A 24,375-nucleotide genomic window follows, 5' to 3' on the forward strand; every position below is an offset into this window, starting at 1 on the left:
GACAGATAAGGAGCAGTGTAAATGGCAAAAAAATTAAAACCTACTTTGGTTCTTGCGGGACCCGGTGCTGGTAAAACTCATCATATTATAAAGAGAATTAGTGAAAAAATACCATTACTGGATTCAGAAAGATTTCTTGCTGTAATTACATATACAAATGCGGCTACTCTTGAGATTAAGGAACGACTATCTAAAGAAATTGAAGTGCCGCCAAACGTTTTCATTGGAACAATTCATAGTTTTTTAGTTCGCTTTTTCCTAAAGCCATTTGGAAAACTGCATGGCTATTTACCGGAAAACGTAATATACAAAGGTGTTGAAATTGTTGCTGAAGATAAAATCGAAGAAAATAAAATTAAGAGTAATATAGTTCGTAAGGGAGTAGTACCCTATGACAAAATAGTTTCACTTTCGAATAACCTAATTGAAAATAAAGTGGTAAGAAACCTTATATCTCAGAGAATTCAGTTTTTGTTTGTAGACGAGTTTCAAGATGCCGATGCAGGGCAGTATAAAACTTTTGAGCAAATTAGAATTGCGGGTTCAACGGAGATGTATTTTGTAGGGGACCCAGAGCAGAGTATAATGTCATTTCAAAACAAAGGGCGCAAAATACCTACAATGGACAAAAGAGCAATTTCAAAGGCAATTAATAGTCGTATGATAGATACTGAGTATTTATATGGGAATCACCGCTCAAGTAAGCCAATTATTGATTTTATAAATAATTTTCATACTTCTATTAATCAAAGACATTCCAATGATAGAAACAAGACTCAAACTAAAGTAGCCTTCATTTCAGTAGCCAAAGATATAGGTAAAATAATAGAACAATTTAATTTGCTTTGTAATGATAGGGCTTATTGTGAAAGTCGCCCTAAACGAAGGTTTTTCTTAGCATACGAGGGTAATACTTATAAAACCGTCGAAAGTGAATTTGGGTTAATTCAGAAAGAGGATAAAGACTCCGTTGATATAAACTTTTTAAAAGAAGGTTCTAAATTCATTTGTGAGGTGCTACATAAAGGGAAAAATACAATTATTGATGAAATGCAAATAGATAACTTAAAATATAGACAACTTTGTTTGAAGTTAATTAATAGTATAAAAGAGAATCCATTTATGAACAGCGAGGATTTAATTAATAACATTAAATCCCTTTTTAAGTATGACCCATATAGTCTTGTTCATAGCAAAGTAAAACATAGCCCAAAAGAAATTGCAGAGGATTTTCTTAAAAAAGTTAATTTTGAAATGTACTGTAACAATAATAAAGAGAGTCAGGATTTTTGTCTAACTATTCATAAAGCAAAAGGATTACAGGCTGATGCGGTCTTAATAATCGCAAAAACACAAAATGAGTTAAAAAAATGGTTGGAACAAGATGAACAAAAAAGGGCATTGGACAAAAAAGATACTTGTAGGATAGGTTATGTTGGATTTAGCCGTGCGAAAAAGTTTTTGTGTATTGCTTGTTTGGGAGGTATAGATGATATTCTAAAGAAACAATTAACTAATCTTAATGTAAATATGATACCAGTTAAGCAAAAGAATAAGACAGGAGTTGGACACTGAATTAATCTGACCAAAAAAGTTCTTAAGGGATTAATATCACTCAAAAATCAGGGGTAAACAGCCCCTCTGATCAACTTTAAATAGGATAGATATATATATATAACTATTAAACTTCATTTTCACCGTATCACATCTTCACTAATCATATTATCAGGGTGCTCTACTGATTAAGATAAGAGGTGCATATATGAACGAAATTATCTTACAAGAGTTGAAGGGTTTTAAAAGGTACGAAGAGGTTTTTTCGATTATTTGCAGAAGGTTTAAAAACTCTATTTCTTATTTTGACATAATTAATTGGTTAGGAAACTTTGAACCTAAAGAATATGAAATAGCATTAAATATACTCCAATATGTTAATTTTTTTGATGACTTAGATATTATAGAATCTCTTGATAGTTCATTCAATGCAATATTAAACGAACTAACTGTTGCTTCAAACATTTATATTATTGGGACAGGAGAACATGGGAAAAGTGGGTCAGCAATGATTTACTTCTTACATAAAACAAATTCATATAGTAGGAAGAGTGGGATTAAACATAAATTAAATACAATAAGTAGCCCGAAAAATTTAATTGGAGAAATAAATAACCATAACAATAACGTCGTTATAATGATTGATGATTTTTTTGGTACGGGAAATTCAGTTTGTGAATTTTATTTTGGGTTAAGGAATGGACAAAGAAAGAACTCACTAATTGATTTCGATAGTGAGTTTAAAAAACTTTCAAGTTATCCAGAAATCAAGTTCTTATCTGTCTCTGCAATGAACGATGCGGTTAAAAAAATTAAAGACAAGATTCCAAATAGTGAAGTATATTGTAACAATATATACGGTAAGGCTTTTCAGGTACCATCATCTCCTTTCGGGTATAGGAAAAAAATGATACCAGTTAGGGAATTATGTCATTCATATGGTAAAAAAATATATAAACGTTGGCCCTTAGGATATAAAAATTCGCAATCTTTAGTTGTATTTTCTTATGGAGCACCTAACAACTCATTACCAATTTTATGGGCGGATAATGATTGGAATCCTATATTCCCAAGGTTTTATAATCACAAAATGATTAAAGCAAGAGAATTCAGAAAAGATACTGCTTTTAGTATTAGCTACGCTAAATCTATGGGTATAGAAAATATAAATAAATTAGTTTCTGGAGAGATTGATTTAGGATGGAAAAAGTTCACCTTTATCAAGAAGACAGATTTCTTATTGTATGGATTATTAAGACTTAGAAGAAAAAATAGAAGTAGATTTGTCATTTGTCAAATTTTAGGAATTAGATCTGATGAATATGATAAACTGCTACATACAGCAATGCAAAAAGGTTTAATTGATAGAAATGAATGTTTAACAAAAATAGGTAGTATGCTATACTATGAAGTTGAAAAAGAGATAAAAAGAATTAAAAAATCCTCCAAAGTAGAGACGATTACTCCTAAGATGTATGTGCCTAATTCTTTTGATGGAAATACATAGTGGTTAGAGTTTTACCACATGTACACGGCGGCTACCGATAACTTGTGGGACCTGGTCAATTTGACTTGGTTACTAATTAACTAACTTTAATGACGAAATTTTGCATAACACGAACATTCGTTAGGTCATGCAAAGTCTCGCACGGCGAGTTCACAGAGTGTTATCTGCAATGATTGATAAAAGTAAGGAGGTAACTACTTTGTATTTCCATCGAGATATTTTTGAGGAAAAAGCCAGAGAACAAGGGAAATCAAACGCTTTTATAGAATCCTCATTAGCTTATGTTGATAAATTAAATAGTATGCAACTACCTGTGATATTTTCATTAAAACATTTGGCAGTTACTTTAGACATTTCATATAAAAAAATTTCACATATGATAAAATTCCCAAATGAATATTACAATACTTTTAGACTTAGGAAAAAGAGTGGTGGAGTGAGAATAATCCAAGCTCCAAAACCAGAGTTGAAAATCATCCAAAAGTGGATATATGTACATATTCTTAAAAATATCAAAGTAGATAGTAGTTGCACAGGTTTTACTGTAGGAAGTTCGACTTCCAAAGTTGCGAGAATGCATCAAAATAAAGAGGTAGTCCTTAAATTAGACCTGGAGAACTTCTATGACAATATTGATCGAAATCAAGTATATTATGTGTTTAAATCCATAGGTTATAAGGATCATGTAGCAATTGATTTGGCTAAACTAACTACTGTAAATCCAATCAAAACTCAAAGAAATGTATTTATTTTACCCCAAGGTGCCCCTTCAAGTCCTTCACTATCTAATTTAGTTAGTAGAAATTTAGATAGACGTTTGAGGTTGTTGTCGGAAAAAGTGAATGTTATTTATACAAGGTATGCTGATGATCTCACATTTTCGGGTGAAAAGAAAAATATGCCAAGTTTAAAATTAGTGACGAAAATAATATCAGAAGAAGGTTTTCAGGTAAATAACAAAAAAACCTCTTATCAAAAAAAAGGCAATAAACAAATTGTGCTGGGATTAACTGTATCAAATGATGTTCATGTTCCGAAGAAATTTAAAAGAGAAATTTGGACCCACATAAAGTATTGTAAAAAATATGGTCCCGTTAAGCATTTAATCAATATTAACCAAGCAAATAGAGCATCATATAAGGATTGGTTATATGGAAGAATATGTTATGTGAAATCAGTAGAATTGAAGGTTGGAGAAAAGATGATGGAAGAATTTAATTTAATTGACTGGCCATTTTAAATTAATAGGTGTAAAAATTATTTTTACCAATAAAATCTGCCTAATTAAAAAACAAAAGGCAATGTGATTATCACATTGCATCAGACTGACGAGAAAGTCTCGACAGTCTGATGACCAAATCATTTGATTTGGTCAGTTTTATCTATCAGTAGTATAAATACTGTTTAATCTATAGGAACAGTGAATGTTACAGTTGCAATGTTAACTGAACCCATATCTGATATACCTACGCCAAGACCTTCTGTAGACTCTTTCATTGATTTGAAGCTGTAGTTTTCTTTGTCTTCAGTGGTGATATCATACCCATTACTTGTAGCATACTCTATATATTTTTTGTAATGAGCCTCAATTTCGTCTGATACCGAGAAAGAAATAGCATAATTTATATGTCCAGCCATCTCATTTGTTACAACTTCTAAGTTGGCTCCATCCGGGAATGGAAAGTCTGAAGGAACCTCATCTGGTAATGTAGATTCATCCTCATTTACGTCTTCTTCCTGTTCATCTTCAGCTTCATTATTGGTACTAACATCAACATCAATTTTTCCATCTGAGTCTTCATTTGTTTGTTCTTCATCCGATCCACACGCCATTAAGAGTGTACCTAAAGCAAAGTATAGTAAAAAAATGAGTGAAAATTTTCTCATCCATTTAATCCCCTTTCTCTTTATTATTAAGGTAACATCTAACGATTAAGTAATAAATTATACCTAAGTATAAATAGAGGTTCAAAAGACAGAAAATCTTTTATGTCTTTTGAATTTTGCTTTTCAGCTGATTACAGTTTTCTATTAGGTGAATGGTAGCGAACGAACCGTATCACAAGTAATTGTAATAGGTAGAAAAGGGGCCTTCCTTCATGGTTATTTTTTGATATTTGAGGGACTAGCTTTAGGTTCGATATTATTTGGAAGAGTAAATGGAAGAGGTAGCTCGAGCTACCTCTTTTCACCATTTCATCTTAATTATTCTCAGTCTTAGGTGGAACAGCGCAACTGTCATCTGTGCAAACAGCACCATTTCCGTTGTCTATTGAAAGCTCTTCGAATTTTACTTTTGGTTTCTCTTCTTCCCATACTTTTTCAAGTGCGCTAGTAAACGTTTCTAGTGGCTGTGCACCTGAAATAGCATATTTCTGGTTTACGACAAAGTAAGGAACGCCTGTTGCGCCAATTTGTTGAGCCATTCTCTCATCACTTCGTACTTCATTTGCAAATGAGGTGTCGTCTTTTAATACTTCTAACGCCTTGTTTCGATTAATTCCTGAAGCCTCCGCAACATCGGCTAGTGTCTCGATGTCACCTACATTTTTGGAGTCAGTAAAATAACTTTTCAGTAAATTTTCTGTGAGCTCATTTTCTTTGCCTAAAGTCTTAGCAAGTTTTGCTAGGCGGTGAGCATCAAATGTATTGGTGGTCTTCATATCATCAAAATTGTAGGTTAATCCTATATCAGCTGCTTGCCTGATTATTCCTTTGTTCATTTCTCTTACTTGTTCTTCGCTTGTTCCCATTTTAGCGGCTAAGGATTGATAAATTCCTTGTTCTGTGTATTTGGGTGCGTTTGGATCTAGTTCAAAGCTTTTAAATTCAACTTCTACTTGATCTTTATCAGGAAATTGGTCAAGCGCCATTTCTAAGCGTCGCTTTCCAATATAACAAAAAGGACAGACAAAATCAGACCATACTTCTATTTTCAAATCTAACACCTCACATAAGTTTTTCTCATTGTAGCATTAACACTATGAAAGATAAAAAGAGTTGCTTCTAATCAGGTTTTACCCTAGTCTTTAATAGAATAGTGAACTAGTCTATTTAGAGAGCTCATTTTTTTCTCTAGTTTTCACTAAATAATAGGCAGTAATCGAGGACGTAATAGGTATAACAAGGGCAATACCTATGCCTGCACAAAGAATTGTTATCATTTCAGCACTAAATACTTTTGAATTCACAATTTCTCCAACAGAATATGATAAATCTTTAAACCAGAAAAGCAGTGCTAAATAACCTCCAAAGAACGCGAAAAATAATGTATTTGTATTTGTTCCTAAGATATCTCTTCCGATACTTAATCCAGCTCTAAATAAATCTTTCCTACTAATAGTAGGGTGATGATGAAATATTTCACGCATGGGAGAGGCAATCGAAATGGCAATATCCGTAATCGCCCCGATCGTGCTCATAATTATCACAGATGCCGCAATTTTTACAAAATCGACTCCAATATAGAATGAAAAAATGTAAAGTTCTCCGACTTCTTCTTCACCAAATCCCTGAATCATAGTAGTGTTTGTTACAATGACAATAAAAAAGATTAAAATAACAATCGTGATCATCGTAGAGATGAATGCTGTTTTTGTTGTACTAGTTACTTCATTAATATAAAAGAGTGTGATACAACTAATTACTGTACTTGCGATAATAGTTAGGATTACCGGATCAGCATTTGGATCTGTCATAACAAGTATCGTAGTAAACAGGACCCCGAAGTTTAGGAATAACGCAATAAAAGACCGTGCACCTTTTTTTCCACCCACAAGTACCATCAGCAAAAATAAAATAGCTGCTAACCATACTAATACATTCATAATTTCGCCCTCTTCCGGTTAACGAAAAATAACGCAGTATATAGTCCGATTGGAATCGTTAGTACGATACCGATGCCACCGGAGAGAGCTCGAGCGATTTCTAGTGAAAGGTTCATCGAAAGGGTGGACGATAATGGGTAAGCATTCTTCAAATACAAAATAAGTGCGGGAATCGAACCACTTATATAGGCAAAGAACAGAATATTTGTCATCGTCCCCATAATATCCTTTCCAATCTCCAATCCTGAGGTTTTAAGTGCTTTAATTGGTATATTGTTGTTTTTTTCATATAACCCAAAAATCGAAGAAGACATGGTTATTGCAACATCCATGACAGCTCCTAAGGATCCGATTAATAATCCCGCCATAAAAATCATTTGTGGGGGGCGTGTTAGAAACCCCATTTCCTCATAGCGAAGTCCATTTTCTGAAGTTAGCACCATAACAAGGTAGGTAATCAATAGCGAAATAAAAGTGCCTAGCAGTGTTGCCACAATGGCTGAATAGGTTTTCTCATTAAAACCGTTGACAAGTAACAACGAAATAGCAGTAAATAGTAGAACACTTATCGCGCATATAAGTAACAAGCTTATGTTTGATGTGTGGAGATAAATATCTAGTGCATAAGATAATAAAGCAGCATTGACAGCTAAACTTATAACAGAATACAGTCCTTGCTTTTTTCCTATGATAAGTAGGGTGAAGATAAAAATCCAGGCGATCATCAAAACATATTTATCACGCTTCACATCAGTGATGGTTCCAGTTAATTCTGTATTTTCTGTGTTGTTATCAATCGAGACAAAGAGCTCATTACCAACTTTATATTCTTGATCATAAGCTCCGGACGCGGAATACTCGTTTGTTAAATGGATGAGTTGTCCTTTGTCTTCACTATTTTTTAACTCTGCTTTAATCTGCTGCGTAAAAAGAAGGTCTTTATTATCATTCTTATCAATCACTTCTGTGGAATCTTCCAAATTCGTTTCAATCACCTTTACGATTGGTCGTTCATAGAAGGAATAATTATGATTAACAAAAAAGACAGAGGCTACAAAACAAAGGGTTATGATCGAGTATAAAAGAATTTGTTTGTACGTTAGTTTTTTGAATTTATTTACAAAACCGGTCAAAAGTACGCCTCCATGTATTGGGATGAATTATGGTGCAAGTCATTTAAACCGCCTGCCATGCCAGTATGATTGCTCTATTATTTCATATTAATTTTTTTTGTTCAAAGGTTTTATGCATTTAAAGGAGTAGTCTTGAGTGGCCTTAACTGGTTCAAGCTCAGTTCTCTATTGTGGACATCGGACTTCGTTTCAGTTTAGGATAAAAAGAAGAGGGACCAACAACAGGTTTGTAATTTGTGTGTCCTATTAAAATAGCTAGAAAGGGTGGAGAAATTGAAGGTACTTGTAGTTGGCGCAAATGGTCAAATTGGAAAACATCTTGTTTCATTCATTCAGGATAGTGATAGCCTTGAAGCAAAAGCAATGATCCGTAACAAGGAGCAAGCTTCATTTTTTGAAAGTTTAGGTGCAGAAACAGCAGTTGTTGATCTAGAAGATGATATTGAAACGATTGCAAAAGCGGCTGACGGAGTAGATGCAATCGTATTTACAGCTGGTTCGGGACCACATACTGGAAAAGATAAAACGATTATGATTGATCTAGATGGTGCTGTTAAAACAATCGAGGCAGCAAAAGCTGCTGGTGTGAAGCGATTTGTCATGATTAGTTCGTTTGACACGAGACGTGAAGCAATCCAAGCTGCACCTGAATCGTTTGCTCCATATGTGGCAGCAAAGCATTATGCTGATGAGTGGTTAAAATCAACGGATTTGGATTATACGATTATCCATCCTGGGGGACTTACCAACGATAAAGGAACAGGTCAAGTGCAAGCTGCTCCTGAAGTGGAAAGAGGAAAAATCCCACGAGATGATGTAGCGAGCGTTATCGTTAATTGTTTAGAAAATCAGTCGACGGTCGGCAAAGAATTTCAAATAGTGACCGGAAACACACCCATAAAAGAAGCAGTAAAATCAATCTAGACACAAGAGGGACAGGGATCTTCACCCTGTCTCATTTATTTGTCGTGTGCCATATAAATGTAATCCGGTTCACCGCGCTCGACAGGAACTTTTAATTCGGTAACGTGTTTAAATAGTTGCTTTAATTTTGCTGCAAAGCTTGGTGATGAAGATGCACTCCAAAAGGAAATAACGCCTTTTTCGGTTAAAAGGGAAGCTAACGTACGAAGGCTGTCCTCCTGGTAGAGTGCACCATTAGAGTCAACGACAGTCCAATCAGGGCCGTTATCAATATCTAAGCAGATGACGTCAAATTTGTCTTGGGTTCGATACATCCATTCGGTAAAATCAGCGTGAACAATCTTTGTACGCGGATCTATTAAACTGTTTGAAGAATATTTTGATAGATAGGTTTTATTCCATTCGATGATACTCTCTTCAATTTCGATAACAGTGGCTTCCTTAATACTAGAAAAAGACAGTGCTTCAGCTAGAGACAGTCCAACACCTAGGCCACCAATTAACACACTTTCAGCTTCCGCTTTTTCTTCAATAGCAGCTTTGACAAGTAGCCTTTCGGAATCGCCGTTATACGTTGCCATTAAAAAGGTACCATTACTAATTACCTCGTATTCATTGCCTCGTTGTTGTAATTGAATTTCTCCTCTAGGTGTGGTTGTACAATCAATCACTGTCGGAGAAACATACATAGTAGCACTCCTCCCCATCGTTAATGTGAAAAACACGAAATTGTTTGTATATTGTGATAATTTTATCATAGATTGCAATTTTCATGGAGTAAAGTGCACCTGATTTTTCTCTTTTTTTAGAATTTAGGTATCAAACTAATATGGTTGTAGCACTAAATATTTTAATTCCAATGCCTGCCGTTGACCTTTTCGTATGATATATTAAGAGTAATAATTATTTTGGTGGGGGATCTAATGTATCGTCATACGTATTGGTTATGCTTGGCTCTATTAATTGGGATATGGGGCTTTGGTTTAAGTCATCAGTTTGGGGGAATATCAGAGGTTTCTTCATTATATTGGTTAGGCAGTGCGATGTTTTTCTCCTTGTATTTCATTTTGCCACTTTTTCATAAACAGTTGATTGTTCAGATATTCGTATTGGTTAGCGCCACGTTGATCATAATGGGCGTCTTTTGGCCGATTGAGGAAACGCTAGCAAACTATTATGTTTTGTTGCTATATGCCTATCTAGCAGGAGAGGCAACGTTTCGATTACCACATCATTATGCCCTTTTTGTTGGGATTGTTATCCTAGCTAGTTTGTTACTGCCTACGATAGTAGGAAATAGCGCCTTTACAATCGCATTTTTATTCTTTTACATAAGTATTTTGGCATTTGCTCTTTATAAATTTCATAGCTATTATCATCAATTAACAGAATTAAAAATCCAATATCGTACGCTATTACATGAATATCGAACTGTGAAACGGAAGTCAATTTCAGGTGAAAAACTAGCAAGACAAGAGGAGCGGACACAAATTGGTCGGGAAATTCATGATAGTGTCGGGCATAAGCTAACAAACTTGTTAATGCAATTGGAGGTAGCAAGGATACAAGCAGATGATATTTCCAAACACCAAATAGAATTGCTGAAACAGTTGACTACAGAAAGTCTGGAAGAAACCCGTAGAGCAGTAAAAGCGCTGAAACAAGAGGAAATTGGCGGTATTCCTGCTATTATTAGCTTAATCCGAAAGCTGGAAGCAGAAAGGTTTATTCGAATCCATTTTTCAGTAAAAAATCGTGCTTTTTCTGTTCAACTTCCTTCTGAACAAATTATTGCGGTTTATCGTGCTATTCAAGAGGCCTTAACAAATGTGATGCGCCATAGCACCTCTAAAGAAGCATCTATATTATTCGAATCTCCTGGAGAGAGCATCTTTCGGTTTGAAGTGTCCAACTCAATCGAATCTGACTTTACCTATAGAGAAGGTTACGGATTAAGTTCTATGAAGGAACGGGTCATACAAGCAGGTGGTACGTTAGAAATTTTAGTATATAAAAATGCATTTATTTTACGTGGTACATTCCCAGTAGTTCAAAAGGAAGGGGCTTAGGCATGATACGAATATTAGTAGCGGAAGATCAAGCGCTTGTTGCACAAGGTCTGAAAATGATGATGGAGACGGACAAGGAGCTGCAAGTAACAGGTGAGGCGAAAAATGGAAAAGTTGCTATTGCTTTATGTGAAAAACAAGCCTTTGATATTGCTGTTTTAGATATCCGTATGCCAGAAGTCAATGGGTTAGAAGCAGCAAGAGTTATTCGAAACAGATGGCCGCACATAAAGATTCTCATGTTAACAACGTTTAATGATGACGAATATGCGATGGAAGCGTTACGGATTGGAGCTCATGGTTATATGCTAAAGGATGCCAATGCACAGACGTTAATACAGTCAATTAAAAGCTGTTTGGCTGGGGGTATTCAACTACAAGGAGAAGTAGCTGCGAAAGTTGTTCCACGATTACTAAATGCTGTTAAAGACCAACCGCAAATCGATTATCGTCTAACTCCGAGAGAGCTCGATATTTTAAAGCGAATTGGTGAAGGAAGAAGTAATAAAGAAATTTCAGTAGAGTTGGCGCTATCAGTAGGGACAGTGAAAAATCATATTAGTCAATTACTCGATAAACTAAATCTCCGTGATCGCACACAACTCGCCATATTTGCAATCAGAAAACATTTTGTTTAACAAGCGAGTCAATTTCATAATTGCAATACCAAGCCATTTTTCAACAACATATCATTGAAAAAAGGTTCAATCCAACTATATGTTTGTTAAGATATGGCGGTAAATGGGTATTTTTGAAATGTAAAGTGAAAATTAAATGACTAAAGTCATGGTTTTTATCTTTTTATATGACGGGAGACAGTATTCAGACTGTCTCCTTTTTCTTATACTGATAAGGAAGAAAAAATTTAGTGTCCTTATAATCAAGTTTTAAAAAAAAATTCTATAAAACTATTATTCAATCGAATGGGAGGAAAGTACAGTGCTGGAAACGACAAATTTAAGAAAAACGTTTAAAAAGCAAGTAGCTGTTGACGATGTTAATTTGTATTTGGAAAAAGGAGAAGCAGTTGGATTACTCGGTCCAAACGGGGCTGGTAAATCAACAACGATTTCGATGATGTCTTCACTTATTAAGCCAACAATGGGTGATGTAACTTGGCACGGCAAAAGTATTGTTGAAGATCCAAGCGTAATACGGTTACACCTAGGTGTTGTCCCGCAAGAAATAGCATTATATAAAGAGCTTACTGCCCATGAAAATTTAAAGTTTTTCGGGAAAATATATGGTCTTAAAGGGAAAAAATTAGAGAATGAAATTGCTCATGTGCTGGAAATGGTAGGATTAACGGAACGAAAAAACGACCTTGTTAAAAATTATTCCGGTGGTATGCAACGTCGCATCAATATTGCTGTTGCCCTTTTACATGAACCTGAGGTTATTATTATGGATGAACCAACGGTAGGGATTGATCCACAATCTCGCAACTATATTTTGGAAATGGTTCGAAGGTTAAATCATGAAAAAGGTATGACGGTTTTATATACAAGTCATTACATGGAAGAGGTCGAACGCCTCTGTGATCGAATTTATATCATGGACAACGGAAGAATAATTGCATCAGGAACAAAGCAGGAGCTAACAAGTATCCTCTCAAGTGAGGAAACAATCCTAATCGAACTAGACCGCCCGTATCCAGAGCTTACATTAGAATTAGAAAAAATCGAAGAGGTATTACGCGTGGTTGAAACCGATAAAGGAATGAAGCTGATTGTTCCTAAAAATAGTAGATTATTAGGAAAGGTTTTTCGAGTTGCAGACAAACATAAGGCACAAATGGTCAGTGTAAATGTGCAAGTGCCAACACTGGAAGATGTCTTTTTACATTTAACGGGTCGTAAATTGAGAGATTAGGAGGTGACCTTGGGATGTTATCTTTTTTGAAAAAGGATGTACTCGTTCTTTTGCGAGATCGAACAGAGTTAATAGTCTTATTGTTAATGCCTATTATACTAACAATTATTTTAGGATTTGCTTTAAAGGGTATGTTTGGTGGGGGATATTCAGAATCAGCTATCGAGGTTGCTATCGTTGACGAAAATAATGCGGAGCAAGGTGTGGAGCAGTTCCTCGAAGATGTTAGTCAATTGCCAATCCCAGATCAAGCAAAAACGGAACTAAATGAAGCAGTAATGTCAATCGAACCAAGTACAATGTTAAAAGAGGTTTTTCAGAGTGAAGACGTCAGTGAATTGTTTCAGATGCATGATTTAGACCAGGCAGCAGCAGAAGACGCGTTGGAACAAGAAGATATTGTTGCGTTCCTAATCGTCTCAGAAGACTTTACTTACCAATCACTAACTAACATGTTACTAGAACAGGGAGAGAAAGCGGAACTTAAAGTTGTAGAAGGCACACATGAATCGTTATCAGCGGGTGTCTTTCACGATATCATAGATAACTTTGTAAAAACGTTAAATCTGGAAACAGCAATTGCTCAAGCAGCAAAAAGAACAGATGTGTCCGCTATGACCGAGTCTGAAGTCAACAGATCTGAACTTGGTGGACAAATATCTGCAACAAACCAAGCGCCAGTTACATCAATGGAATACTACACAATTGGTATCGCAGTTATGTTTGCTCTATTTGTAGCGTCAACAATCGCCTCAAAAGCCTATGTTGAAACTTACCAACATGTATTCGACCGAATTTTGTTATCTGGAAAACACCCATTTCTATATTTATCAGGCAAAGCACTTTCAACTGCCATCATTGTATTTGTTCAAGGAATGATTATGTTTTTGATCGCTCGATTCGTATTGCAAGCTTTTTCCGAAAAGTCATTAGATTTTTGGTTTGGAATGCTAGTAATTTTCTTCTTTTATTCCATTTGTGTTGGAGCTTTAGCTGCATTGTTAACTTCAATCACCTTAAAGTTCAAAAGCGCTGCAGTTCCTGGTATCTTTGCAGGTGGAATTGTCATGATTCTATCGTTAGTTGGCGGTAGTTTTTTCCCAGTATCAACTATGCCCGATTTGTTTGACACACTAGGAAGCTGGACACCAAACGGGATGACACTTAATGCTATTTTGCAATGGTCGCAAGGGTTAGGGACCGAATACCTTAAGCCATTAATAGGGCGGATGTTGGCGATGACGGTCATTATATTTGTAGTTAGCCTGTTATTCTTTTCAAAAAGGAAGGCGATTTAAATGAGAACAATTATTTTACTTCAACTACAAAGGCTACGACGGGAACCGGGCTTAATTCTATCGATGTTCGCGATGACATTTGGATTTGTCTTCTTAATTGGTGGGTTCGGTGGTGGAGAACGGATTGACGTACCAATCTACTTTGATGCATCGGTAAATGTTGAGAAACAAGCATTATTGCTAGACGAACTAAATGAATCTGACTCCTTTTCGTTTACAGAAACCGAACCATCAACAGCAAAGAAACAGGTTGCACTCGGAGATATCCCTTATGCAGTCAAAGCAATGGATTCTAATTACCAAATGTTAATTGCAACGGATAACCTAAATCAAATGCTCGTTGATAACTATGTTCATCAAATCTATGCTAATGAATTACGGATTCAAGAGGTAGAAGCTGGTGTTAATGACCCGGATTTTCGAGATAAGGTGGATCGTTATCTAGCAAATGGACCGATTGCGTTAACTAGTGTCACATCAGAAGGAGGATCTGGTGGTTTTGACCTACAAAAGCAATCTTTATTTGGAATGACTCTATTTTTCTCCATCTACACGATTATTTTCAGCTTGGGAAAATTAGCTGAAGAAAAACGAACAGGTACATGGAATCGAGTCATTTTATCACCGGTTAGTAAATGGCAAGTGTATCTTGGCCACTTATCCTATGCATTTATGATTGGTTTTTTACAGATTTTAGTTGTTTTTATATTTTTTAATTACGTCTTTAATTACGATATAGGAAGCAATTTTCCAGCAGTTATCGTGACGGTGGCATGTTTTACATTTTCAATCGTTGCACTAGGGATGCTGATGCTTGGCCTTGTCAAAAGTTTGGAACAACTAAATGCATTAGTACCAATTGTATCTGTCAGTATGGCAATGCTAGGCGGAGCATACTGGCCAATGGAGGCTGTTAGCAACCAGGTCATTCTAGCTATCTCAAAATTACTCCCAATCACCTACGGAATGGAAGCATTGAAAGATATCGCTATTTACGACCAAGGCATTCTATCGTTGGCGGAACCGTTGTCGATTATGATTTTGTTCGGTGTACTATGTATGGGAATTGGAATTAACTTAATAGAAAGAAAGGTTTAGGGAGCAGTTCCTGGAATGCGCATTCTTCAGGGATTTATTCTCATTCAGCCGGAGCAATGCGCATTCGTTAGGGATTTATTCTCATTCAGCCGAAGGAATGCGCATTCGTCAGGTATTTATTCTCATTCAGCCGAAGGAATGCGCATTTCTCAGGGATTTATTCTCATTCAGCCGGAGTAATGCGCATTTCTCAGGGATTTATTCCCATTCAGCCGAAGGAATGCGCATTTCTCAGGGATTTATTCTCATTCAACCGAAGTAATGCGCATTTCTCAGGGATTTATTCTCATTCAGCCGGAGCAATGCGCATTTCTCAGGGATTTATTCCCATTCAGCCGAAGTAATGCGCATTCGTCAGGTATTTATTCTCATTCAGCCGGAGTAATGCGCATTTCTCAGGGATTTATTCTCATCCAGCCGAAGGAATGCGCATTCGTCAGGGATTTATTCTCATTCAGCCGGAGTAATGCGCATTCTTCAGGTATTTATTCTCATTCAGCCGGAGCAATGCGCATTCGTCAGGTATTTATTCTCATCCAGCCGAAGGAATGCCCATTCGTCAGGTATTTATTCTCATTCAGCCGGAGTAATGCGTGCCATTTGCTTCGAAAGAATTCAAATATAAATATAGAGTTACGTTTTGAACTTACATAGGTAATAAAGGATGAAACGTTTCAAAGGGGTATTTCGTATTAAAGTATAGATTGGACTTGGAAAGAAACAAAAGTCTATAAGATACTAGTACTTTGTTCTGTATAAATTGGAAGTTTGAAGTGAAGGTGGTGCTTAGATTTTGAGGTTGTTGATTGATATATTATTTTTAATCGTTATTTGCTATTATCTTTACAAGTTTGTTCAAGTTTTGATTCAAATGAATAGAAAAATTATATTACCGACAACAGTAGAAGAAATTGCGGTGATTAGAAAACATCCAGAAAAACCAGTTGATTTCCCTACATATTCAAAACAAAAAGTGGGAATTATTATTTACTCGCTAATGCTTTTATTTGCATTGGGAATGCTCTTCGTTGGCTTTTTTTCAAATGAACTAGATTGGTCATTATACCTACTAATATTCCTGCCCTTAACTTATGTGTATGATCTCCTATATCAATTTGCATTTACAGAAGACGGTGTACTGTGCGGAGGTCGCTTTATACCTTGGGGCAAAATAAAATCATATTCATTTATAGCTATTGATCTCACACATAAATATTATGGCTTTTCAAAAGAGGCTAATAATGGCTATGAATTAAAAATTAAGTCAAAATTAAACACAGTTAGTTGTGTTATAACAACGGATGATATGAAAGATAGACTAGATGAAATTTTACAGGAGCATATCAAAAAATAAATTCATTTACCTAACAAAACCATTAAACATGTCATGTAAAATAACTAACAATTAAACAGCCGTAGCAGAAGAGTTAACAAGGAGAGTCACTCAGTAGAAATGTTTTACACGAAAATGGCGCAACCTGACATGTTCTTAACAAACAGCCCATTTTTAGAAAGGCATAAACTTTTAAGGGGGAAGTAATAAATTGGAATACACGCTCATAAGCATATCTTTTCTTATAGTAATCTATTTATTAGTTAAGGTGGATTCATTAGAAGGTCGTATAAAAGGTATGCAATATACATTAGCCCAATTAGTAAAACAATCGGGGATGTCTGAAAACCCAATAAATGACGATTTACGTATGCTAATAAGGGACGATAAAGATGTAAAAGCAGTTAAAAAAGCAAGAGAAACGTTAGGTCTTTCATTAATAGAAGGAAAGCAATATATTGATAAGTTAAAATTAGATAATGCTAACTTAACTCATAAAAATATAAAATGATTGTGAGGGACAAATTTCAAAGGGATATGTCCTTTTCCTAAGTATTTAAATCAATGTAATAGTAAATAAATTTGCAGGAAACTAACAACTTTTTTTGAATAAATGTTCCGGCATTAGCACTTACGATCTTAAATTAGCACGTATGATCATCTACAATTAAATAATCGTTATTATTTGAAAATAGCCTTACTCTGCTTATAAAACATAGCGGAGTAAGGCTATACAGTATTCCTTAATTTTAATCGAAGTATAACAAGTATACTTTTGCCTTCTATTTAATTGCACCCATTGTAATACCTTGGGTAAATGACTTTTGGAATAGTAAGAAGATCACAATCATTGGAACCGAAGCTAATGTTGCACCCGCCATCATAACACCATAATCTGTCTTATATTCGCCCTGCATTGTTGCAACACCAAGAGGAAGTGTCATCATTTCAGTGGAACGAGTAATGACAAGCTGACTGAAATAATCATTCCAGCTTAACATAAACGTGAAAATTGCCAAAGCACCGATAGCCGGTTTAAGTAAAGGTAAAACGATGTGAATAAATGTGCGTATTTCACTACTACCATCAATTCTCGCAGCTTCTAGCAGTTCGGTTGGTATCGTTTGAGAGAATTGTTTCATTAAAAACACACCAAACGGCCAACCAATTGCAGGAAGAATTAAGCCTTTGTAAGTATCTATCCAACCAAAATCAGCTAGCATTGTAAACAAAGGAACAAGAATTACTTGTTTTGGTAATGCCATCGCTGCCACAAACATAACAAAAATAAATTTACGGCCAGGGAATCTCTTTTTAGCAAGTACAAACCCGGCTAGTGAGCTAACTAAACATACACCAATCATCTCACTACTTGCGATAAAGAAACTGTTAAAGGTCCAGCGTAAAACCGGATTATTTAACAATGTAATCCAGTTATCAATGATAGGTTCAAGTGGAAACCATGTAGGCGGTATTGCTGTTGCAACTACTTGTGCTTTAAATGCGCCTGTAACAATCCAATAAAATGGAAAAATAAAAAATAAAGCAGCCAAAGCCAAAATCACATTTGTTATTATTTTCGTAGGCGTTATTTTCTTTTTTTTCCTTTGTCTACTAATTTTTACTTGTGTATTAATTTTAGGACTTGTTTTCAAGACTTTTCCCCTCTTCCCTAGTACTCGACATCACTACCAAAGTATTTAAATTGAACGATAGAAATAACTCCAATGATAATAGCAAGAACGACACCCATCGAAGAAGCTAATCCAAAGTCACCTAGAAGAAAAGCTTGCTCATAGACTCGATACATGACGGTCGATGTAGCATAATTTGGACCACCAGAGGTAAGGAGTTGAATCAATGCAAAAATTTGGAATGAATTAATAGTCGTAATTACAATTACATATAAGTTTGTAGGCATTAGTAATGGCCAAATGATCTTTCTGAAAATTTGACCTGGTGTTGCTCGATCTAGCTGTGCTGCTTCAATATAAGTTGTGGGAATATTACCTAATGAGGCGACATAAAGGATAATCGGTTGTCCCACTGAAGTTGTAATTAATATAACAGTAATTGCCATTAATGCCGTTCTAGGATCTCCTAGCCAAGAAATAGGCTCCGCTCCAACTGCACCGGTAAGGTAGTTAAGTATTCCGTAATTTGGGTGATAGATCCAACCCCAAACAACTGTAACACTTACGACAGAAGTAACCGCAGGTAAGTAGAACACGCCTCTATAAAATGACCGAGAAAACTCGCTTTTTTTATAGATTGCCATTGCTACAAAAATTGAAAAAGCGATAACTATTGGCACGGCAACGATTACTATTAAAAGTGTATTCAACATTGCTTTATGGAAGGTTTCATCATGAAGTAATGTTGAGTAGTTTTCCAATCCATTAAACGTAAAACTAGAAATATCGTAATCATAAAGGCTTATATATATCCCCTTCAACATTGGAAATAGAACAAAAATAAGGAAAAATGTTAGTGCTGGCAATAAAAACAGGTAGCTCATTAACCAGTCTTTATTGATATATCTCTTAGTCTTCACTGGCAGTGTAGACATTTTCCCCCTCCTTTCGCTTATAGAAGGGAGTAGCGAATAATCAAGCTACTCCCAAATAATTCATTATTTAGTCTTCTTGGCCATCTTTTATTGCTTGATTTGCTTTCTCGGCAAATTCGTCTAAAGCTTCTTGAGGAGTTTTAGATCCTAGAACAGCTTGTTGTAATGCCGGGAACCAATACGTACGAATTTCTGCGTAACCATCTGCAATGGTTGGAGGATCGGTAATAAATTTACGAGCTAGCTCTGAATATTCATATTCAGATCCTTCATAGATACCAGTTATTGAGTTTCTTGCAGATAAACCACCAGTTTGTTTTAGGTTTTTCTCGCCCCATTCAGGATCGTTGATCACAAAATCTACAAATGTTTTAGATGCTTCAATTCTAGCTTCATCTCCATTATTGAACACTGCCAATCCGCCAATAAATGGTTCAAGCTGAGGATCTGAGCCGTCTGGAGTTGGATATGGTAATAGTACATCTTCAAAATCTTCTGTTTTGTCTGGAGCAAATAATTGTTTTAGAACTACAGAATAGTTAATCGCAAATGCCGATTTACCCTGTAAGAATAAGTCATTATGATCTCCGGCATCAAGTGAAGCAGAGCCTGGTGCAATCAGTTCTTCTTCAGACGCTTGTACGATCCATTCAAGTGCCTCAACTCCACCTTCTGAGTTAATAGCAACTTCACTATAATCTTCTGACAAAAATCTACTAGCACCTAGATTAGTAACGTAACCTCGTGTTCCTTGGTCACCTGCAGTACTTTTTGCATAGAAACCAGTTGGAATAACATCTTGTGCTTTCTCTTTGACTGCACGTAAAGCGGTTTCATATTCTTCAACAGTCCAAGTTCTGTCTTCACGATCTAATGGTAATAAATCTAACGCACCAATTTCTTCAAACAATGTCTTGTTTACCGCCATCATGAACGGTCCTGTATTAAAAGGATACATATAGATTTGATCGCCAACCATGGATTGTTTCATTAATGCGGGTGAAATGTCATTTACTACTTCTTCCGGCATCATATCATTTAATGGAGCGAGTAAATCCTTTTTACCCCAGTCAATAATTCTTCCAGGTGCATCATAAATTATGTCTGGTGCTGTATCAGAAGCAATTGCCAAATTCAGCTTTTCTGGTCCACCTTCAAAACTTATCATTTCAAGATTGACTTTAATGTTCGGGTGCTTTTCATTAAACGCAGTAATTATTTGTTCCTCATATTTCCCAAGTTCTCCATCTAGTGCTTGGAAGTTCGGGAAGGTCCACCATGTAACTTCCACCTCTTCTTCCTCATTCTCTTCTTTCTCGCTTGGTGTATCACTTGATGGCGAATCATCAGAGGAAGCATTCCCCTCAGTTTCCTCTGCTCCATCGCTACATGCACTAAATAATAGTGAAAAAGCAATAAGAATAACAAACAATAAAAACCCTTTCTTCTTAAATAAGTCCATCATTTCACCCCCGTGTTATTGGAAACAAAAATTAAAGCGTTTTCATCTCCTGATTAAAGAATATATTTTTAATAGTGACATTACAATCCAGTATACTTTACATTTGGGGTGCATTTCTTACCTTTATAAAAAGTAGTAACTAACTATTAATCCATCAGTCTATGAATTTATTGTTTTTATGGTATATAATGTAAAAAAAGAAGTAGTAATTTAGGAGAGAATTAAATGTATAAGTTGATGATTGCTGAAGATGAACCTATCGTAAGGGAAGGGTTAAAACAGTATTTCAATTGGGAGGAGCTAGGGATAAAGCAAATCTTTGATGCTGAAAATGGGAAAATCGGAATTCAGATAGCTCTCCAGGAACAACCTGATATAATTATTACTGATATTCGTATGCCTGAATTAGATGGGCTTGAGATGATAAAACAGCTTAGACCAAAACTCCCTAATACGATTTTCGTTATATTAACTGGATACAACGAATTTAGTTATGCTCAAAAAGCTATTGGTTATGGTGGCGTATATGATTATCTACTTAAACCTTTACAATATGATGAGGGATATAAAACTATTGTAAATTGTATTAAAAAAATTGATGATCAACGTCACGACTTAAAAAATCGATCGAAACTAGAGCTAGAATCGAAACAAAATTTAGATTACAGAGCGAGTCAATTAATAAAGGTCTTAGTAGAAGAAGACAGTGTTGATGAACAATCAATTGTAAGCCTTTACAATTTAAGGGGTAGTGACTACTTATATCGAACGTTCGTACTAACGTGTATCCCATCTGATTTCTCTTCACCCAATCAAATAAGAGTTTGGTGGAGACAAAATGCGAAAAACATTATTTCAGACTCAATTGAGTTCATGTTTCAGACAAAAACTAAGCCGATCATACTTACTTATTTTCACAAACGAAAGCTTTATGCCTGTGTTGTTTATCCTGCTAACAATCAGGTAGTAGCCGATAGAGCTATTGAACAAGAGTTAAACAACATGCTAAAGCGTATAAGCAATCAACATCACTCTACCTTATTTTTGGCTGTGGGGGACCCAGTAGCCACCCTTTTGAAAGTTAAAAACTCATTTCAAACAACAAAACAAGCCTTATATCGACGATTCTTTGAAAAGCACCGACATGTTTTCTTTAAGTCATTAACAGAAAAAAACAATGATATCGGAAATGAAATGATGGTTCAACTAGAAAACAGAGACAAAAATTTAATTCGTACCTATTTGCAAAATGGTGATTTTCAGCAAATGAATCAATTGATGAAAGACTTAACCAAAAAACTTCCCTATCAATCTTCTGAAAAATTGTTCGCTTATTTACATGAGATCATCACCATCGTTTTACAGTTTGCTAATCAAAACAACATGGCAATAGATGGAGTGTACCATGACAAGTTACTTACGCTAGAGTGTGTGGATGACTTTGTATTTATTGAGGATCTTTTTGATTGGTTTGCTTCTTGGATGGGCCAACTGAGTCTACAATATTTAAATAAAGCGAACGATGATGACTCTCAAGAAAATAAACTCTTTGATGAAATTAGATCATTTATTATACAGAATATAGACCAGTATTTAACGCTTAATATAGTAGCGGAACACTTTTTTTACAATCCATCTTATTTAAGTCGACTTTTCAAAACTAAACTAGATAAAAACTATCTGACTTTTGTTACTGAGGTTAGAATCGATTATGCACAACAATGCTTAGAAGATCCTAACCATTCAATTAGTGAGGTTTGTGAAATGTCTGGCTACAAAAATTATAAGCATTTTGTGAAATTATTTAAAAGTGTCACGCATTTAACTCCAACGGAATACAGAAAACAATTAAGGATGTAATTAAATGAGTAAAATAGGGTGGCCGAAAAAAATATTTCCATTCAAACGCTTAAATCACCAGATATTTTTTCTTACAATTATCTGCATTACAATTCCACTTTTGGTGATATCTATAATCATTTATATTTACTCGGTGCAAACGGTAAAAAATGAATATCAAAATAGCTCACAACTTCTTCTTAATAATTTATCGTTTAATATCGACCAGTACCTTCAAAGCATAGAAATGGGGACACTTACTGCACAAATGGATGGTCAGCTTCATACAGCCTTGGAGAATTGGTCTGGAAATGAGAAGGAACCAGTACTTTATGAGAGTATTTTATATGAGAAAGCGATTGAAAATTTCATTAGTACAATTGAAGTAACTATAAAAAATGTAGATAGTGTACAAATCTACGTGGGAAATCGTGTCTTTTATTCTACTATTTCTGATAGGGAAACAAATGATATTACGGATGTCATTCATGAAAAGTGGTACCAACAAACACTCAAGGAACAAGGTAGCATTTCCATAATTGGTACGCATCAACCATTTCATCGAGCTAGTTCTAGTCAACCAGTTATTTCAATTGCAAGAGTTATTAATAAAAGTGGAACTAAAGAATCCTTAGGTGTCTTGCTTATTGATATTCGGTTAGATTCTTTGCGAGAGATATTAACTTTTTCAGAGAATAGCAACCGAAACTTTGTTATTCTTGATAAAAATGGGAATGTCATTTACGCAACTAGTTCTAGCCATCTTAATGAATCGATGTCGTTGAAACCTCATAATCAATCGCTTTTAGCGTCCTTAGAAAATGAATCAGGAAGCTATTTTGGACCAATAGACGGTGTGAACTCTTTTATAAATTATGTGACATCACCATATTCAGATTGGACAGTTGTTCAATACATAGATGAAAAAGAAATGACGAAACAAGCAGATATATTGAGAGAAATAATATTAGGATTTGCTTTTATATCATTAGGTATAGCAGTCTTATTTATGTATATTTTATATTCTCGGGTGACCAAGCCAGTTATTTCTTTAAGTAAGCAAGTAGAGTTAATAGGAAAAGGAAAATTCAATGTAAATTTAACTAGTAATCGACAAGATGAATTCGGCTTACTTTATACCGGAATTCAAGAAATGGTTGCCGATATCCAAAATTATATTGAGAGGTCATCCGATTTGAAAGCAAAACAAAAAGTAGCACATTACCGTGCGCTTAAAAGCCAAATTAACCCGCACTTTTTAGCAAATTCACTTTCAACGATTCAAATGAAGGCTGTAATTAATAAACAACACGACATTGGTGAAATGATTGGTTTACTGGGACTGTTGTTTCGAAGTTATATTCAAAGTGGTAAGGAGATTGTCTCTTTAAAGGAAGAGCTTTCTCATACCCGTCTTTATGTTCAAGTTCAACAAATGAGATTTGGAAATAAGATTAAGTACGAGGAGAATCTAGCACCGGGTAGTGAAGATATCGAAGTCATACACTTCTCACTTCAGCCTATTGTTGAAAATGCCATCGTCCATGGACTAGAAATTAAGAGTGGGCCTGGGATCATTACGGTTTCTACAGAAATCAAGAATAAGGATATGATTATTTCCATTAGAGATAATGGGATTGGAATGAATGAAGAACAATTGCAAGAAATACACAGACATCTGTCTCAATCAATGGATACATTTAATGATGAGCATATCGGAATTAAGAATATACATGATCAAATCAAATTCTATTTTGGTAATCAATATGGAATTGAAATAAGAAGTACCATAGGCAAAGGAACTACTGTAACACTCAGAATCCCTGTAAAGAAAGGGTAGCTTGAGACAAGGGGCAAAAACCTGTTCCTCTGTCCTGTATTTTGTAGTAG

Annotated in this window: 21 protein-coding genes; 13 read left to right on the plus strand and 8 right to left on the minus strand. The window is 35.3% G+C overall.

The window, feature by feature from the left end:
- The first annotated feature begins 21 nt into the window (after window positions 1-21).
- The 3 genes from LD272_RS10730 to LD272_RS10740 all read left to right on the plus strand — a co-directional run bounded on the left by LD272_RS10730 (window position 22) and on the right by LD272_RS10740 (window position 4,301).
- The gene (locus LD272_RS10730; RefSeq protein WP_226036614.1) at window positions 22-1,575 is read left to right on the plus strand and encodes a UvrD-helicase domain-containing protein; all 1,554 of its coding nucleotides are present in this window, start codon (window positions 22-24) and stop codon (window positions 1,573-1,575) included.
- 187 nt (window positions 1,576-1,762) lie between these two features.
- Window positions 1,763-3,061, plus strand: coding sequence for a phosphoribosyltransferase-like protein (locus tag LD272_RS10735; RefSeq protein ID WP_226036615.1), 1,299 nt, complete (start codon window positions 1,763-1,765; stop codon window positions 3,059-3,061).
- Window positions 3,062-3,260: 199 nt separating this feature from the next.
- Entirely contained in the window at window positions 3,261-4,301 is a 1,041-nt protein-coding gene (locus tag LD272_RS10740; protein ID WP_226036616.1) for a reverse transcriptase family protein, read from the plus strand.
- Between the two features lie 164 nt (window positions 4,302-4,465).
- On the opposite strand, the gene LD272_RS10745 is transcribed toward LD272_RS10740, so the two are convergent.
- From LD272_RS10745 to LD272_RS10760, 4 genes are all read right to left on the minus strand, one after another.
- On the minus strand, window positions 4,466-4,948 hold the full coding sequence (locus LD272_RS10745) for a hypothetical protein (protein WP_226036617.1): 483 nt from the start codon (window positions 4,946-4,948) through the stop codon (window positions 4,466-4,468).
- 314 nt (window positions 4,949-5,262) lie between these two features.
- The gene (locus tag LD272_RS10750; RefSeq protein ID WP_226036618.1) at window positions 5,263-6,000 is read right to left on the minus strand and encodes a DsbA family oxidoreductase; all 738 of its coding nucleotides are present in this window, start codon (window positions 5,998-6,000) and stop codon (window positions 5,263-5,265) included.
- A gap of 111 nt (window positions 6,001-6,111) precedes the next feature.
- On the minus strand, window positions 6,112-6,888 hold the full coding sequence (locus LD272_RS10755) for a YibE/F family protein (protein WP_226036619.1): 777 nt from the start codon (window positions 6,886-6,888) through the stop codon (window positions 6,112-6,114).
- On the minus strand, window positions 6,885-8,021 hold the full coding sequence (locus tag LD272_RS10760; protein ID WP_226036620.1) for a YibE/F family protein: 1,137 nt from the start codon (window positions 8,019-8,021) through the stop codon (window positions 6,885-6,887). The genes LD272_RS10755 and LD272_RS10760 overlap by 4 nt, the downstream gene beginning before the upstream one ends.
- Before the next feature lie 273 nt (window positions 8,022-8,294).
- On the opposite strand from LD272_RS10760, the gene LD272_RS10765 reads away from it, so the two are divergent.
- Window positions 8,295-8,945 carry an SDR family oxidoreductase gene (locus tag LD272_RS10765; RefSeq protein WP_226036621.1) on the plus strand — a complete coding sequence of 217 codons (651 nt, stop codon included), beginning with the start codon at window positions 8,295-8,297 and terminating at the stop codon, window positions 8,943-8,945.
- A gap of 35 nt (window positions 8,946-8,980) precedes the next feature.
- Here LD272_RS10765 and LD272_RS10770 read toward each other — a convergent pair whose 3' ends face one another.
- Window positions 8,981-9,634: a spermine/spermidine synthase domain-containing protein gene (locus tag LD272_RS10770; RefSeq protein WP_226036622.1), complete on the minus strand. Its 654-nt coding sequence runs from the start codon at window positions 9,632-9,634 to the stop codon at window positions 8,981-8,983.
- Between the two features lie 234 nt (window positions 9,635-9,868).
- On the opposite strand from LD272_RS10770, the gene LD272_RS10775 reads away from it, so the two are divergent.
- The 7 genes from LD272_RS10775 (at window position 9,869) to LD272_RS10805 (ending at window position 17,126) form a co-directional block, all read left to right on the plus strand.
- Complete coding sequence (locus LD272_RS10775; RefSeq protein WP_226036623.1) at window positions 9,869-11,014, plus strand: sensor histidine kinase; 1,146 nt, start codon at window positions 9,869-9,871, stop codon at window positions 11,012-11,014.
- 2 nt (window positions 11,015-11,016) lie between these two features.
- Window positions 11,017-11,652 carry a response regulator gene (locus LD272_RS10780; protein WP_226036624.1) on the plus strand — a complete coding sequence of 212 codons (636 nt, stop codon included), beginning with the start codon at window positions 11,017-11,019 and terminating at the stop codon, window positions 11,650-11,652.
- Between the two features lie 301 nt (window positions 11,653-11,953).
- On the plus strand, window positions 11,954-12,886 hold the full coding sequence (locus tag LD272_RS10785) for an ABC transporter ATP-binding protein (protein ID WP_226036625.1): 933 nt from the start codon (window positions 11,954-11,956) through the stop codon (window positions 12,884-12,886).
- Between the two features lie 14 nt (window positions 12,887-12,900).
- Window positions 12,901-14,184 carry an ABC transporter permease gene (locus LD272_RS10790; RefSeq protein ID WP_226036626.1) on the plus strand — a complete coding sequence of 428 codons (1,284 nt, stop codon included), beginning with the start codon at window positions 12,901-12,903 and terminating at the stop codon, window positions 14,182-14,184.
- On the plus strand, window positions 14,185-15,282 hold the full coding sequence (locus tag LD272_RS10795) for an ABC transporter permease (protein ID WP_226036627.1): 1,098 nt from the start codon (window positions 14,185-14,187) through the stop codon (window positions 15,280-15,282). It abuts the gene before it with no gap.
- Between the two features lie 793 nt (window positions 15,283-16,075).
- Window positions 16,076-16,636: a DUF5673 domain-containing protein gene (locus LD272_RS10800; protein ID WP_226036628.1), complete on the plus strand. Its 561-nt coding sequence runs from the start codon at window positions 16,076-16,078 to the stop codon at window positions 16,634-16,636.
- Window positions 16,637-16,826: 190 nt separating this feature from the next.
- On the plus strand, window positions 16,827-17,126 hold the full coding sequence (locus LD272_RS10805; RefSeq protein ID WP_226036629.1) for a hypothetical protein: 300 nt from the start codon (window positions 16,827-16,829) through the stop codon (window positions 17,124-17,126).
- 271 nt (window positions 17,127-17,397) lie between these two features.
- Here the strand turns inward: LD272_RS10805 and LD272_RS10810 are convergent, their stop codons facing one another.
- The 3 genes from LD272_RS10810 to LD272_RS10820 all read right to left on the minus strand — a co-directional run bounded on the left by LD272_RS10810 (window position 17,398) and on the right by LD272_RS10820 (window position 20,646).
- Window positions 17,398-18,270, minus strand: coding sequence for a carbohydrate ABC transporter permease (locus LD272_RS10810; protein ID WP_226036630.1), 873 nt, complete (start codon window positions 18,268-18,270; stop codon window positions 17,398-17,400).
- Between the two features lie 17 nt (window positions 18,271-18,287).
- Window positions 18,288-19,184, minus strand: a complete 897-nt coding sequence (locus LD272_RS10815) for a carbohydrate ABC transporter permease (protein WP_226036631.1) — start codon at window positions 19,182-19,184, stop codon at window positions 18,288-18,290.
- Between the two features lie 67 nt (window positions 19,185-19,251).
- On the minus strand, window positions 19,252-20,646 hold the full coding sequence (locus tag LD272_RS10820) for an ABC transporter substrate-binding protein (protein WP_226036632.1): 1,395 nt from the start codon (window positions 20,644-20,646) through the stop codon (window positions 19,252-19,254).
- Window positions 20,647-20,871: 225 nt separating this feature from the next.
- On the opposite strand from LD272_RS10820, the gene LD272_RS10825 reads away from it, so the two are divergent.
- Both LD272_RS10825 and LD272_RS10830 read left to right on the plus strand, forming a co-directional pair.
- On the plus strand, window positions 20,872-22,506 hold the full coding sequence (locus LD272_RS10825; protein ID WP_226036633.1) for a response regulator: 1,635 nt from the start codon (window positions 20,872-20,874) through the stop codon (window positions 22,504-22,506).
- A 4-nt stretch (window positions 22,507-22,510) separates the two neighbouring features.
- Window positions 22,511-24,325, plus strand: a complete 1,815-nt coding sequence (locus LD272_RS10830) for a cache domain-containing sensor histidine kinase (RefSeq protein WP_226036634.1) — start codon at window positions 22,511-22,513, stop codon at window positions 24,323-24,325.
- The last annotated feature ends 50 nt before the right edge of the window (window positions 24,326-24,375 follow it).

The organism is Aquibacillus saliphilus, from assembly GCF_020404745.1.
GTDB lineage: Bacteria > Bacillota > Bacilli > Bacillales > Amphibacillaceae > Aquibacillus > Aquibacillus saliphilus.